The 12843-nt window shown below is 72.2% G+C and carries 8 protein-coding genes and 1 tRNA gene; 3 read left to right on the forward strand and 6 right to left on the reverse strand.

The window, feature by feature from the left end; genetic code table 11:
- Window positions 1-45: 45 nt before the first annotated feature.
- The 4 genes from BLT23_RS00895 to BLT23_RS39800 all read right to left on the reverse strand — a co-directional run bounded on the left by BLT23_RS00895 (window position 46) and on the right by BLT23_RS39800 (window position 9061).
- Window positions 46-3618, reverse strand: coding sequence for a DUF4132 domain-containing protein (locus tag BLT23_RS00895; protein ID WP_090044512.1), 3573 nt, complete (start codon window positions 3616-3618; stop codon window positions 46-48).
- 92 nt (window positions 3619-3710) lie between these two features.
- On the reverse strand, window positions 3711-7217 hold the full coding sequence (locus BLT23_RS00900; RefSeq protein WP_090044513.1) for a DUF4132 domain-containing protein: 3507 nt from the start codon (window positions 7215-7217) through the stop codon (window positions 3711-3713).
- A 92-nt stretch (window positions 7218-7309) separates the two neighbouring features.
- Entirely contained in the window at window positions 7310-8851 is a 1542-nt protein-coding gene (locus tag BLT23_RS00905) for a glycoside hydrolase family 13 protein (RefSeq protein ID WP_090045644.1), read from the reverse strand.
- A 24-nt stretch (window positions 8852-8875) separates the two neighbouring features.
- Window positions 8876-9061, reverse strand: coding sequence for a hypothetical protein (locus BLT23_RS39800; protein WP_143035772.1), 186 nt, complete (start codon window positions 9059-9061; stop codon window positions 8876-8878).
- An 82-nt stretch (window positions 9062-9143) separates the two neighbouring features.
- On the opposite strand from BLT23_RS39800, the gene BLT23_RS00910 reads away from it, so the two are divergent.
- A tRNA-Gln gene (locus BLT23_RS00910) sits at window positions 9144-9216 on the forward strand.
- 108 nt (window positions 9217-9324) lie between these two features.
- Here BLT23_RS00910 and BLT23_RS00915 read toward each other — a convergent pair.
- Window positions 9325-10062 carry an inositol monophosphatase family protein gene (locus tag BLT23_RS00915; protein WP_090044515.1) on the reverse strand — a complete coding sequence of 246 codons (738 nt, stop codon included), beginning with the start codon at window positions 10060-10062 and terminating at the stop codon, window positions 9325-9327.
- A gap of 56 nt (window positions 10063-10118) precedes the next feature.
- On the opposite strand from BLT23_RS00915, the gene BLT23_RS00920 reads away from it, so the two are divergent.
- Both BLT23_RS00920 and BLT23_RS00925 read left to right on the forward strand, forming a co-directional pair.
- Window positions 10119-11093 (forward strand): ArsR/SmtB family transcription factor, encoded by a 975-nt coding sequence (locus tag BLT23_RS00920; RefSeq protein ID WP_090044517.1) that lies wholly within the window; start codon window positions 10119-10121, stop codon window positions 11091-11093.
- A complete protein-coding gene (locus BLT23_RS00925; protein ID WP_090044518.1) occupies window positions 11090-11836 on the forward strand; it encodes a DUF1684 domain-containing protein in 747 nt (248 codons plus the stop codon). Before BLT23_RS00920 ends, BLT23_RS00925 begins: the two co-directional genes overlap by 4 nt.
- Before the next feature lie 6 nt (window positions 11837-11842).
- Here the strand turns inward: BLT23_RS00925 and BLT23_RS41240 are convergent, their stop codons facing one another.
- Window positions 11843-12748: a hypothetical protein gene (locus BLT23_RS41240; RefSeq protein ID WP_090044520.1), complete on the reverse strand. Its 906-nt coding sequence runs from the start codon at window positions 12746-12748 to the stop codon at window positions 11843-11845.
- Window positions 12749-12843 lie beyond the last annotated feature (95 nt).

Genomic DNA, 12843 nt, shown 5'->3' on the forward strand with positions numbered 1-12843 from the left:
CCCCACCTGTGCACCGCTGCCACCTCCGGGGTTTGCCGAACGCGCTCAGGCGCTCAGGGACTCCAGCTCGGTCAGGAGCTCCGACAGCGTGATCGGGTCGGGCTCGAACGCGGCCGACCCGCTGCGCTCGGACGACCAGTAGCCCTCGCCGGTGGGCGAGTACCACACCTCCGTGAACTTCACGTCGGGGAAGAAGTCGACGGCTCCCACCGCGATGCCGGGGTCCAGCGCGGCGACGAGGGCACCTCCCGAGGGCAGCGGGCGGGTGATCCAGCACTCGACGCCCGCGTCCTGCGGCTCGCCCCTGACCCAGCCCTTCTTGGTGAGGCCGAGGATCCTGCCGACCGGGTACGCGACGTCGCAGTACTTCTTCAGCTGGGGCAGCACGTCCCCGGCCGCGAGCACGTGCAGCGGGCGGCCGAGCTGGGGGAACGGCTGGAGGATCTCGTAGTCCGCGAACACCTCGCCCCAGGCTTCGAGGGCCCCGGCCAGGTCGGCCGGGTGGGCGACGCGGACGGTCGCGTCCGCCGGGAGGGTGTACTCGTCGTCGTGGGCGTCGGCGAGGGTGCGGTCTTCGGCGAGGCGGAACGACTGGCCGTCGGAGGTGACCCAGACGAGGCGGCGGACGATGTGCCACAGCAGCGGGTGGCCGGCGAGGACGGTGTGGAACTCCTCGGCGGTCCACGTGCGCTGGTTGACCATCGCCCGTTCGAGCCGGAGGATCTGGTCGGACGCGATGGTGCGGACGTCCTTCTTCAGCGCCGCGAACCTCTTGTGCTCCAACGGAGCCTTGTCCTGGTCGTCCTTGGCGCCCGGCTTGGGCAGGTCCTTGCGGCGCTTGCCGTCCTCGTCGAGCACGAAGGGCTTGAGCTGCTCGTCGAAGCCGACGGTGAACCGGCGGGCGCCGTAGTCGACCACCAGCGACGCCTCCTCGTCGAGGCCGAAGCGCGGCACCAGGCGGTCCGCGAGCTGGTCGCGGCTCAGGCCGAGCTCGGCGGCGATCTGCGAGACCTTTTCCTGGGCCTTCGCCTTGAGCCCCTTGAACTTCACCTTCTCCGCGATGCCGTTCAGGTGCGCCAGCGCGACCTCGGTGCCGATGGTGGCGAGGACGTCCAGGCCGGCGACGGCGCGGGTGTGCTGGCTCTCGCCCGGCCACGCGCGGATCAGCGGCGCGAGGCGGCGCACCGTGTCGTCGTCGCCGAACCAGCCGAGCGCGGTGAACGCCCAGCTCTCCTTCGACGGCGCGCCCATCTCCTGCCAGCGCCGGAAGAGCGCCCAGGCGAACTCGGCGAGCGACGTGCGGTCGCACGCCTCGACGGCGATCGGCAGACCGGCGTACGCCTCGTCCGGCTTGGACAGCGCCGCCGTCATCAGCAGGTTCCTGGCCGCCTCCGTGGACAGCGCCTGCCGGCGGTCCGCGAGCAGGACCTGGGGCAGCAGCCGGGTGTCGGCCCACTCGCCGAGCACCGGCACCCTCGCGGGCAGGATGTCCACGGGGTCGATCGCGAGGAACGCCTCCAGCGCCGCGGCCGCCTCCGGCGTGGGAGCGAGCGCGACGACGTCGACGCCCATGCCGTGCAGCTGACGCAGGGCCGCCTCGGCGTTGCGGCGCGCGGCACCGGGCTTGCCCAGCGCCTGCGGGATGAGCAGCCGCGCGGCCGTGTCGCGGTGGCGGGACAGCCACTCCAGCGCGATCTTGCGCACCTGCTTGAGCCGCACCAGCCAGTCCGCCATCAGCGCCGCCACCTCCGGCGTGGCGAACGGCAGCACGACCAGGGCGTCGGCCGAGCTGGACTCGACGATCCGCACCAGCGGCGCCATCGCGGCGAACCCGAACCGCGCGGCCAGCAGCTTGCCGACGCTCTCGGAGTTGTACCCGAGCTTGGGCTGCCAGTCGGGGAACAGGGGCAGCAGCTCCTCCTCGGGAGCGAGCGCGACCAGGTCCCGCACGAGGTAGGAGGCGATCCGCTTCGCCTTGAACTCCTTGAGCAGCTGCTGCCAGGCCATGTGGTCGCGGACGTACCGCGGCGTCAGCTCGAGCCACTTCTCGCGCTCACCCGGCGCCCAGACCAGCGACGGCGGCGGCACCGGGAGGCCCTCCAGGACCACCGGCTTCGCGGCGGACTTGCGCCGCAGCCACGGCGGCGACGCGAGCACCGGCGGCAGCGCCTCCGGCGGCGCCTCGGGAACCAGGGCGGACTCGACGTCCACGAAGCCCTCCGGCGTCTCCAGCTCCGGGTACGTCTTCAGGTGCACGCTCAGGAGCTGGCGGAACTCGGGGTCCGACGACCGTGCGCCGAGCAGCCGCGCCGCCCGCCGCGGGAACGCCGCCATCGCCGAGAGCAGCGCCGGGCGCACGTACTTGCCGTCGACCCGGTCGAGCAGGATCGTGAACGCCTCGTCGGTGGGCAGCGCCGCCAGCACCTTCAGCGCCTGCTTGCGCCGGTCCGCGAGCAGCGAGGAGTCGAGCACCTCGGCCAGCAGCGGCGCGATCGCCGTCCCCAGCACGGACACGGCGGAGTTCAGGATGAACGAGGAACCGGTGACGGACAGCTGGTGGGTCCGGAAGTCCTCGGCCGTGGTGGCGCTGCAGGGGAGCAGCCACCAGCTGGTGTAGGAGTTCCGCGCCTGGCACGCCTGCGCGAGCCAGGCGGAGTTGCCGGGGAGCAGGAACGTCCGCACGTGCTTCGCGGTGGACTCCGTCTCGCCGGCCAGCACGACCGGCTTCTCCATGGCCGCCTCCACGGCCCGCAGCTCGGTGTCGCCGGCGACCGCGAGCGCGGAGCGCAGGGTCACCAGCATCTTGCCCTCGCCCTTGTCGATGTTGATGTGGAAGTAGTTGCTGCGCGTCCTCAGGTTCTCGTTGGTCTGGGCGTGCGCCCGGTACTCCGGGGCGGAGAGCAGCTGCATGAACGCGACGGTCGCCTCCGTCGCGAACGCCAGGCCGTGGTCGGCGATCCAGGCGTGCAGGGACTCCAGCCCGCACCGGGTGATCGCCGCGAGTGCCGCCGCACCGACCGGGTCGGGCCGGCCGGCGAGGTGCGTGCGGGCGGCCGCGACCAGCTCGGGGTGGGACGCGGGCTCGGAGAGGACCCGTTCGATCGTGGTGGCCGTCTGCTTGCCGATCCGGCGTCTGGACGTCTCGGCGAGCTCCGTGTCGACGGTGAAGACGGGCGCCGGTTCGAAGCCGCGGCGGCGCACCACGTCGCGCTGGAACGCCTTCGGGAGGACCCAGGTGTCCTCGTCGGCGGGGAGCGGCTTGGTGGCGGCCGACGCGGGGGAGGTGGTCGCGGCGGTCTGGGCGACGGTGCCGCCGGTCGGCTGGGCTGCGGCCGCGGGTGCGGGTGCGGTGGTGCCCGCGGGGTTCGATCCGGCGGGCCGGGACGCGGGCGCGGTGACGGGCGGTGCCGTGGTGGTCACCGGGAGGTAGCCCTTCTTCTCCTTCTCCGCCACCAGCTTCGCCACGTGGGCCTCGGCCGCCTCGGCGGAGGCGAGCGTCTTGGTCTGGGTCTGGCCGTTCGTGTCCAGCCGTCCGAAGCGGACGGTGACGTCCGAGCCGTCCCTGTCGATCTCCCAGAACTTCGCCGAGTTCCCGGAGACGAGCTCCCACCTGCGCACTGATCACTCCCTGCGTTCGTTTGGCGACTGTGTCCGTCGGGGACCACGCCCTCGCCGGTCCGACGTCGGCGGACGGCCGGGCGTTCCCCGGGTCATGCGTGCAATGACTCGAGTTCGGAGAGGAGCTCCGAGGCGGTGACCGGGTCGATGTCGAAAGTGGCGGGGCCGCCACCGGAAGGGGCGGACCAGTCGCCGTTTCCCGTTGCGGAGTACCAGAGGGACTCGAAGGTCATCGTGGGATGCATGTCGACCACGCCCACCACGATGCCGGGGTCCACACAGGCCACCAGCGCGCCGCCGGACGGCAGCGGGCGGGTCATCCACGGCTCGACGCCGTTGTCCTGCGGCGTGCAGCGTTCCCAGCCCCGCTTGGTGAGGCCCAGCAGCCTGCCCACCGGCATCGGCCGCTGGACGTACTTCCGCAGCTGCGGCACCACGTCCTCGCCGGGCGTGAAGGCGTACGTGGGACGGCCCAACTGGGGGAAGGGCTGGAGGATCTCGTAGTCGGCGAAGACGTCGCCCCACGTCTTCAGCGTGTCCGAGATGGTGACCGGGTGGGCGACGCGGACGGTCGCGCCCGGCGGGAGGGCGTACTCGTCGTCGGCGGCGTCGGCGAGGGTGCGGTCCTCCGCGAGGCGGAAGGACTCGCCGTCGTCGGTGACCCAGACCAGGCGGCGCACGATGTGCCACAGCAGCGGGTGGCCGGCGAGGACGGTGTGGAACTCCTCGGCGGTCCACGTGCGCTGGTCGATCATCGCGCGTTCGAGGCGGTGGATCTGGTCGGACGCGACGCCCCGGACGTCCTTCTTCAGGGCGGCGAAGCGCTTGTGCTCGGCGGCGGCGAGCTCCTGGTCGTCCTTGGCCCCCGGCTTCGGGAGGTCCTTGCGGAGCTTGCCGTCCTGGTCGAGCACGTACGGCTTGAGCTGTTCGTCGAAGCCGACGGTGAACCGGCGGGGACCGTAGTCGATCACGGACGTCGCCGCGTCGTCGAGGCCGAGGCGGGGCACGAGGCGGTCCGCGAGCTGGTCGCGGCTCAGGCCCAGTTCGGCGGCGATCTGCGTAACCTTCTCCTGGGCCTTCGCCTGGAGTCCCTTGAACTTCACGCGTTCCGCGATGGTGTTGAGGTGGGTCAGGGCGGTCTCGGTGCCGATGGTGGCGAGGACGTCGAGCCCGGCGACGGCGCGGGCGTGCTGGCTCTCGCCGGGCCAGACGCGGATCAGCGGGGCGAGGCGGCGCACCGTCTCGTCGTCGCCGAACCAGCCGAGCGCGGACAGCACCCAGCTGTCCTTCGCCGGTGCCTCCACGTCCTGCCAGCTGCCGAGGACGGCCCAGGCGAACTCCGCCAGCGACGCGCGGTCGCACGCCTCGACGGCCTGGGGCAGTCCGGGGTACACGCTGTCCGGTTTGGACAGTGCGGCCGTCATCAGGAGGTTTCTCGCCGCCTGGAAGGACAACGCGGCGGAGCGGTCGGCCACCAGCACCGGGGGGAGCAGCCGCGGGTCGGCCCAGTCGCCGATCACCGGGAGCTTGGCGGGCAGCACGTCGAGCGGGTCGACCTCGATCAGCGTGCGAACAGCCGCCTCCACCTCGGGGGAGACCGCGGCGGCGACCGCCACGACGTCCACGCCGACCTCGAAGTGCAGGTGCAGGAGGGCGAGCTCGGCGTTGCGGCGCGCAGGACCCGCGACACCGAGTGCGGCGGGCAGCAGCAGCCGGGCCGCGGTCTCGCGGTGCCGGGCGAGCCAGGAGACGGCGAACGCACGGGCGGACTTGAGGCGCACGAACCAGTCCGCCATCAGCCCGGCGACCTCGGCGGCGGCGAACGGCAGCAGCACGACACCGCACAGCTGCGGGCTGCTCGCCGCCAGCCGCACCATCGGCGGCAGGGCGTCCACGCCGAACCTGGCCACGATGCGGCGGCCCCATTCCTCACCGCCCCACGCGTCCGGCGGGACCCAGTCCGCGAGCAGCGGGCGGACCGCGTCCTCCGGCGCCGACTCGAAGAGCCAGGAGGGGTGGTCGTGCCGGGAGGCCAGCCAGTCCAGGTCGCCGATGGACCCGGACCTGACGGCCCACCCCGACAGCGCCGACCACTCCTCCCGCTCGCCGGGCAGCCAGTCGAGACGGGCGGCGGGAACCGGAACGTCCTTCAGCACCACCGGCTCGGGCTGGGGACGCCGGTGCTCCCACGGCGGCGCGGCCAGCACCCGCGGCAGCGAGGCGGCGGGTGCGTCCGGCACTACCTCCGGCCACGTCAGCCCGGCGGGCAGCTCCAGGCGCGGATGGGACATCAGGTGCTGGCGGAGCAGGTTGCGCGCCTCCACGTCGGTTTCGGCGCGGGTGGCCAGCAACCGCGCCGCCCGTGCGGGGAACGCCGTCAGCGCGGAGCGCAACGCCGGCCGCACGTACCGTTCCCGCACCCGGTCCAGCAGCATCAGGAACGCCTCGTCGCTCGGCAGTGCCGCCAGCACGGTCAGGGCGAGCTTGCGGGCGTCCGCGCCCATCTCGACCCGCGACCGGAGGTTGGCGTCGAGCAGCGGGGCGAGCGCGGGACCGTGCAGGTGCAGCGCCGTGTACGTGCCGACCGGCGACCAGATGAACGGCCCGACCCGCAGGCGAGCCAGCTGGTCGAGCGTGCTCGCCGCGCACAGCACCATCCAGAACGGCGCGTGCTCGGCGGCGTTCGCCTCCTCGAACCAGTCGTGCCGGGTCGGCACCAGAAAAGCCCTCGCCGCGAGGGTGAACGCGTCACCGCCGAGCGGCTCCAGCGCCGCCTCCGCCGCGGCGTACGTCGCCTGGTCGGCCACCGCCAGCGCGGTGCGGACCTCGACCATCGCAGCGGCCCGGTACGTGTCGTCGCCGTGGTGCCGCCGCGATCCCCGGCGCAGCGAGACGCCGACCCACTCCGCGGTCTCCCTGTCCCGGCGGTCGAAGACCACGTCGACCACCGCGTGGTGCACGGCGGCCACCGCGGCGAACGGCAGCCCGAACTCGTCGATCCAGGAGTGCACCGGCGACACCTGCGGACCGGCCACCTCGGCGAGCGCGGCGGCACCCAGCGGATCGGGCGTGCCGGCGAGGTGGCCGCGCAGCGCACGCACCAGGTCGCCGTCCGACGACGGGTGCTCCAGCGCCTCGGCGATCTTCTCACCTGAGGCGGCGACGCGGTCGCGGAACTCCCGGACGAGGGCCGGGTCGACGGCGAAACCCGGGAGGGGGCGGGCGTCCCGGTGGCGCATCGCCCGGTCGAGCCACTCCCGGGGCATCACCCAGGTGTCCTCGTCGGGAGGGGAGAGGTGGGACGCAGGGGCGGGTGCCGAGTCCACCGCATCCGCCGCGGCAGCGGTGGCGGGCTCGGGAGCCGGCGTGGCGACGGGTTCGGCCTCCGGCGAACCCGGGACGGCGAGGTAGCCCTTCTTCTCCTTCTCCGCCACCAGCTTCGCGACGTGCGCCGCGGCGGCCGCCGCCGAGGCGAGCTCCTTGGTCTTGCTCTGGCCGGACGTGCCGATGCGTCCGAACCGGACGGTGACGGCGGCACCGTCCGCGGCGATCTCCCAGAACTTGGCCGAGCCATCGGAGACGAGCTCCCACCTGCGCACTGCGAAACCCCCTGGGGACGATCCGGAAGCTGATGTCCACGGACCGTACCCAGGGGGTCTGACAGTTTTGTTCGATCAAGAAGAACCGCAGGTCAGAGCTTCCACCACAGGGCGGTGTCCGGCGGGAGGAGCACCTGGCCGTCGCGCACGCCGTAGTACGACGAGGCGAGCAGCACCGAACCGGGATCGGGCAGCTCGACGACCGAGCCCGACAGGTTCACCGCGCACGCGATGCCGTCCCGTTCGAACCACAGGACGCCGTCCGGGCCGTCGATCCAGTCGAGACCCACGGTCGTGGCCGGGTTCTCCCGCCGGACGCGCAGAGCGGTGCGGTAGAAGGACAGCATCGAGTCCTGGTCGTCCTCCTGCGCCTCGACGCTGAGCTTCGCCCAGTCGGCGGGCTGCGGCAGCCACGAGCCGCCGGTGCCGAAACCGAGCGACGGGCCGGAGGACGTCCACGGCAGCGGCACGCGGCAGCCGTCGCGGCCCCGTTCGGTGTGGCCGGAGCGTTCCCACATCGGGTCCTGGAGGACCTCGTCGGGCAGGTCGAGCACCTCCGGCAGGCCGAGCTCCTCGCCCTGGTACAGGTACACGGAACCGGGCAGCGCCAGCATCAACGCCAACGCGGCGCGCGCACGGCGGACGCCGGTCTCACCGCCGCCGTAGCGCGTCACGTGCCGTTGCACGTCGTGGTTGGACAGCACCCACGTGGTCGGCGCGTTGACGGGTGCGACGGCGGCGAGCGACGAGTCGATGACCGAGCGCAGCGCGTCGCGGTCCCATTCAGCGGTCAGGTAGTGGAAGTTGAACGCCTGGTGCATCTCGTCCGCGCGCAGGTACATCGCGGTCCGCTCGGCGGACGGCGTCCACGCCTCGGCGACCAGCACGCGCTCACCGGGGTAGGAGTCGACGACGGCGCGCCATTCGCGGTGGATCTCGTGCACGCCGTCCTGGTCGAAGAACGGCAGCGGGTCGGTGCCCAGCAGCTTGAGCTGGTCCGGGTGCCCGATGTCGGGCAGCCCCTCCGCCTTGACCATGCCGTGCGCGACGTCCACCCGGAAGCCGTCGACGCCGAGGTCGAGCCAGAACCGCAGCACGTCGCGGAACTCCGCCCGCACCTCCGGCAGCTCCCAGTTGAGGTCCGGCTGCTCCGGTGCGAACAGGTGCAGGTACCAGGACCCGTCGGCGACGCGCGTCCACGCCGGACCGCCGAAGACCGACTCCCAGTCGTTGGGCGGCTGGTCGCCGACGCCTTCGCGGAAGATGTAGCGCTCGCGGTTGCGGCCGGCCAGCGCCTCCTGGAACCACGCGTGCTGGTCCGAGGTGTGGTTCGGCACGATGTCGACGATCACGCGGATGCCGAGCGTGTGTGCGTCGTCGACCAACGCGCGCACGTCGTCCAGGCCGCCGAACTGCGGGTCCACGGCGCGGTAGTCCGCCACGTCGTAGCCGCCGTCCGCCATCGGCGAGGCGTAGAACGGCGTGATCCAGACCGCGTCGACGCCCAGGTCGCGCAGGTAGGGCAGGCGTGAGCGGATGCCGGGCAGGTCACCGACGCCGTCGCCGTCCGAGTCGGCGAAGCTGCGCACGTAGACCTGGTAGATGACGGCGTGTCGCCACCAGTCCTGGGACATGTCCATGCCTTCCGATGGGGTGTGTCAGCGGTCCAGGAAAGACGTTGCAAAAGTTTTCCGCAAGTCGGCTTGAGATTTGGTTGAAGAACCGGCCAAAAACTGCAAACTTTTGCAGAGCTGGATAAACGTTTGCCCTCGTGTCACGTCATCCGTCAGAGTGGTGTCACCGAACGGAGAGGAGCCGGAGAAGTGATGCACCAACATCAGCACGACCCGGTGCTCCTCGGCACGAGCTGACCCTCGTGTCCCGGGGAGCCGTCCCGTCGCCGTCGCGACGAGGCGGCTTTTTTGATGCCCGTTGGTCCAATCGGCAGTGACGCCGCGCTCTGGACGCGGAGATCGAGGTTCGAGTCCTCGACGGGCAGCTGTGACCGAAGCCGAAGCAGTCGAGGCGCCAGGCCGTGACCCTGGTCGAAGCCGGTGCGAGTCCGGTCGGTCACCCCATCGCGCGGGATCCGGCGATCACCGGGGCCTCATGAGCCCGGGGTGCCTGGTTCGACACCAGGACGCGCGACCAGGCCGAGGAGGGCGTCGTGCAGCGGTCCGTTGGACGCCAGCACGACGTCGTCCCCGGCCGCCGTCACCCGGCCGCCCGCCTCCTCGACGAGCACCGGCAGGCACGCCAGGTCGAACTCGTCCAGACCCGCGCCGGCCGCGATCACGGCGTCGACCCCACCGGTGACCAGGCGCAGGACCGAAAGCGAACCGTCCACCACCACACCACGGCCGAGCACGGGCTTCCTCTTGCCGTGCAAGCACACGCGGGCGTGGTCGAGTGAGTCCTGTGTGGACACCCGAGCGACCTCTTCGTGCCTGCCGCGGAAGACGCGACAGCCCATCCCACGTCCCGCCGCGATCGTGATGCCCAGCGACGGCATCACCGAGACCGCCAGCGCCCCTTCCAGGGCGAGGTCCACCGAGTACGACGGCCGCCCGTGGACGAAGTCGGCGGTGCCGCTGATCGGGTCGACCAGCCACCGCCTGCCGGAGGTTCCCCGCCGCTCGGGCCGTTCCTCACCGTGCACGCCGTCGTCCGGCAGCAGTTCGGCCAGCCGCTGGCGGACCAGGTCCTCCACCGCGAGATCGGCCGCCGTCACCTCGCTGCCGTCGGCCTTGTGCCGCACCTCGGCGACGCCTTCCGCGAACGCTCGGTCCGCCACTTCCGCCGCCTCGCGGGCGATCCGCAACGCCAAGCACATGTCCGTCCACATGGAAGGCAGCCTCGCGGCAGTCCGGAGCGACCGGAACTGATGTAGCGTTCTGCTACATGGTCGAGTTCGTGCTCGGAGAGAGCGACCTGGCCGGCGTGAGGTTCGCCGTCTCGCCGCTGAACGAGCTCACGCTCAGCCTCCGCGTGCTGAAGGACCCGGCCAAGTACCCGCTGCACCTGCCGTGGCTGCGCCGGGTCCGCGAGGTCGACACCGAGGTCCTGCTCGCGCTGTCCGACGACCGCGGCTGGACGCCGGACTTCCTCAGCCCACGCCCGCGCACGCCGTTCACCCGCATCGAGGACGAGCTGGCCGCGCTCGACGAGGTCTCGACCCGTGCGATGCGACACGACTTCCGCGCCGTTCTCGGGGGCGTGCCCGCCGTTCTGCGCGACCGCGGCCGGGTGCTCGACGCGCTGCGGACGTACTGGCACGTCGCGCTCGCCCCGCACTGGGACCGGATGCGCGCGGTGCTGGAGGCAGACATCGCCCACCGGGGCCGTGAGACCTCCCGGCACGGCCTCGCGGCGGTGCTGTCCGGCATCTCCGGGCGGATCACGTTCGCCAGCCCCGTCGTGCGGGTGCGGATCGCGGGCGTCGAGTCGTGGCGGACCGAGGCCGGAGGACACGGGCTCAACCTGGTGCCCAGCGTGTTCATCCGCCGCACCGCCGTTCCCGTGAACCGGGCCGCGCCCCCGATGCTCATCTACGCGGCTCGCGGCGCCGGCACGGTGTGGGAGCGGGGACGCACCCGTGGCCCCGCCGCGCTGGCGGGAGTGCTCGGCCGGGTGCGGGCGGAACTGCTGGCGGGACTGGCCGAGCCGCGGTCGTCGACCGATCTGGCCCGGCTGGCCGGCGTCACGACGTCGGCGGTGAACCAGCACCTCAGGGCGTTGAGCGCGGCCGGTCTGCTGGTCTCGCAACGCCACGGCCGCAGCGTCCTGTATGTGCGCTCCGAACTCGGTGATGCTCTCGTTTCCCAGTCCGTGGAACCGGGAAGCCGCACCCCGGCCACGTCGTTGGCAGGAGCATGAGCGCATTCGCGGAGGACTGGCAGAGCTGGAAGACGGAGCGCGAGACCACGCTGGCCGACCCGTACGGCTGGCTGGCACTGGTGTCGCTCGACTGGCTGGAGACCACCCCACGGGCCTACGACGGCCTTCCCGGCGTGTGGTGGCAGGACGACGACGCGGCGTACTGGCAGCCGGACGGGGAGGAACCGCGGAGGTTCGAACTCGTGCAGAGCGGTCCCGGCGAACGTGTCGCCCTGGGTGACGTCGAGGTCGAGGTTGCCCGGCGCGGCGGTTACCTGATCCGCGTGCACGACCCGAAAGCCGAGGTGCTGAGGAACTTCCGCGGCGTGCCCGCGTACGAACCGCAGGAGAAGTGGGTGCTGGAAGGCGTGTACGAGCCGTTCGACGAGCCCGTGCCCACGACGGTCGGTGCGGTCGTGGAGGGGCTCAGCCACGTCTACGAGGCACCGGGCCGTGTGCGGTTCAGCCATGACGGCGCCGAGCACGTGCTCACGGCGTTCAACGGGCGCAACGGCGGCCTGAACATCCTTTTCACCGACGCGACCAGCGGCGTCACCACCTACGCGGCGAACCGGTCGCTGGCGGCGGCCGTGGACGGCGGCAGGGTGGTGCTCGACTTCAACCGGGCGACCAACCTGCCGTGCGCCTTCACCGACTTCGCCACCTGCCCGCTGCCGCCCGCGGGCAACCACCTGCCGTTCGGCGTCGAGGCGGGGGAGAAGACGCCGTACGAGCGCGGCTGACCGCTGCTACTCGCAGGCGATGCCGTCCTTGTCGTGGTCCAGGCCGTAGATGTCGGTGCCGACGACCCTGATCGGGCCCGCCACGTAGGCGGGTCCGTTCCCGCTGCCACCCGCGCAGTCCACGTCGGACGCGATCGGCACGCAGCCGGAGTAGTTGGGGTCGCACGCGGGCTGGGGCGCCGGTTCCGGCTGGGGCTGAGGTTGCGGCTGCGGCTGGGGTTGCGGCTGGGGGTTGGGCTGGGGTTGCGGCTTCGGCTGCGGGACGACGGGTGGGGCAACGGTGGTCGTCGTTGTCGTGGTCGTCGTGGTGGTGGTCGTTGTCGACGTCGTCGTGCTCGGCGGAGCGGCGGACGTCGTCGTGGTGGTGGCCGACGTGGTGGTGGCCGACGTGGTGAGCGCCGCGGCCTTGTCGACGTCAGGCGTCCCACCGTCCAACGCGGCGCCGACGACGGAAACCGCCACGAAGAACGCGAACACGCTCGCCGCGCCGATCACCACCGGTGCCACCCACGAGGGAGAGCTCGGCAGGGGGACCACCGCGCCGCGGGGAACCTCGCGGGGCAACCGCAGCACGACCTGCATCAGGCCGTTCTGGCCACGCCGCAGCAGCGCCGCGCAGCCGGTGTGGCCGCCGCCGGACTCGACCTGCATCAGCAGCGGCGCATACCGTTGGGACATCAGGAAGGTCAGCTCGCCGACGCGCTGCCCGTCGAGCCGCACCTCGATCCCGCGGTGGCCGCGGTACCTGCCCGCGCTGATCGAGCACCAGGTCAGGTGCACGGCGACCTGCCGCGTCACGCCGCCGGGGACCGCGTACCTCGCGAGCGCCAGCTGGTGGCGCTCCTCGCCCGTCACGGTCACCGGCACCTCGCCGGGCACCATCACCAGGCCGGCAGCCGAGTTCTCGATCACTGTCGCAGCTCCCTCGGGATGGGATACGTACGCTTCCCATCGAGAGACCGCCATCGGTGTTACCGGGAGTGCGACCAGGTTGTGCTGATCGGGTG

Source organism: Lentzea fradiae (genome assembly GCF_900100955.1).
In the GTDB taxonomy this organism is placed as follows: domain Bacteria; phylum Actinomycetota; class Actinomycetes; order Mycobacteriales; family Pseudonocardiaceae; genus Lentzea; species Lentzea fradiae.

What these genes read in the sequence shown, in the direction of transcription:
- BLT23_RS00920 (WP_090044517.1), top strand. Translation starts at nt 10,119, where the DNA reads ATGGTCGAGTTCGTGCTCGGAGAGAGCGACCTGGCCGGCGTGAGGTTC.
- BLT23_RS00915 (WP_090044515.1), bottom strand. Translation starts at nt 10,062, where the DNA reads ATGTGGACGGACATGTGCTTGGCGTTGCGGATCGCCCGCGAGGCGGCG.
- BLT23_RS00905 (WP_090045644.1), bottom strand. Translation starts at nt 8,851, where the DNA reads ATGTCCCAGGACTGGTGGCGACACGCCGTCATCTACCAGGTCTACGTG.
- BLT23_RS00925 (WP_090044518.1), top strand. Translation starts at nt 11,090, where the DNA reads ATGAGCGCATTCGCGGAGGACTGGCAGAGCTGGAAGACGGAGCGCGAG.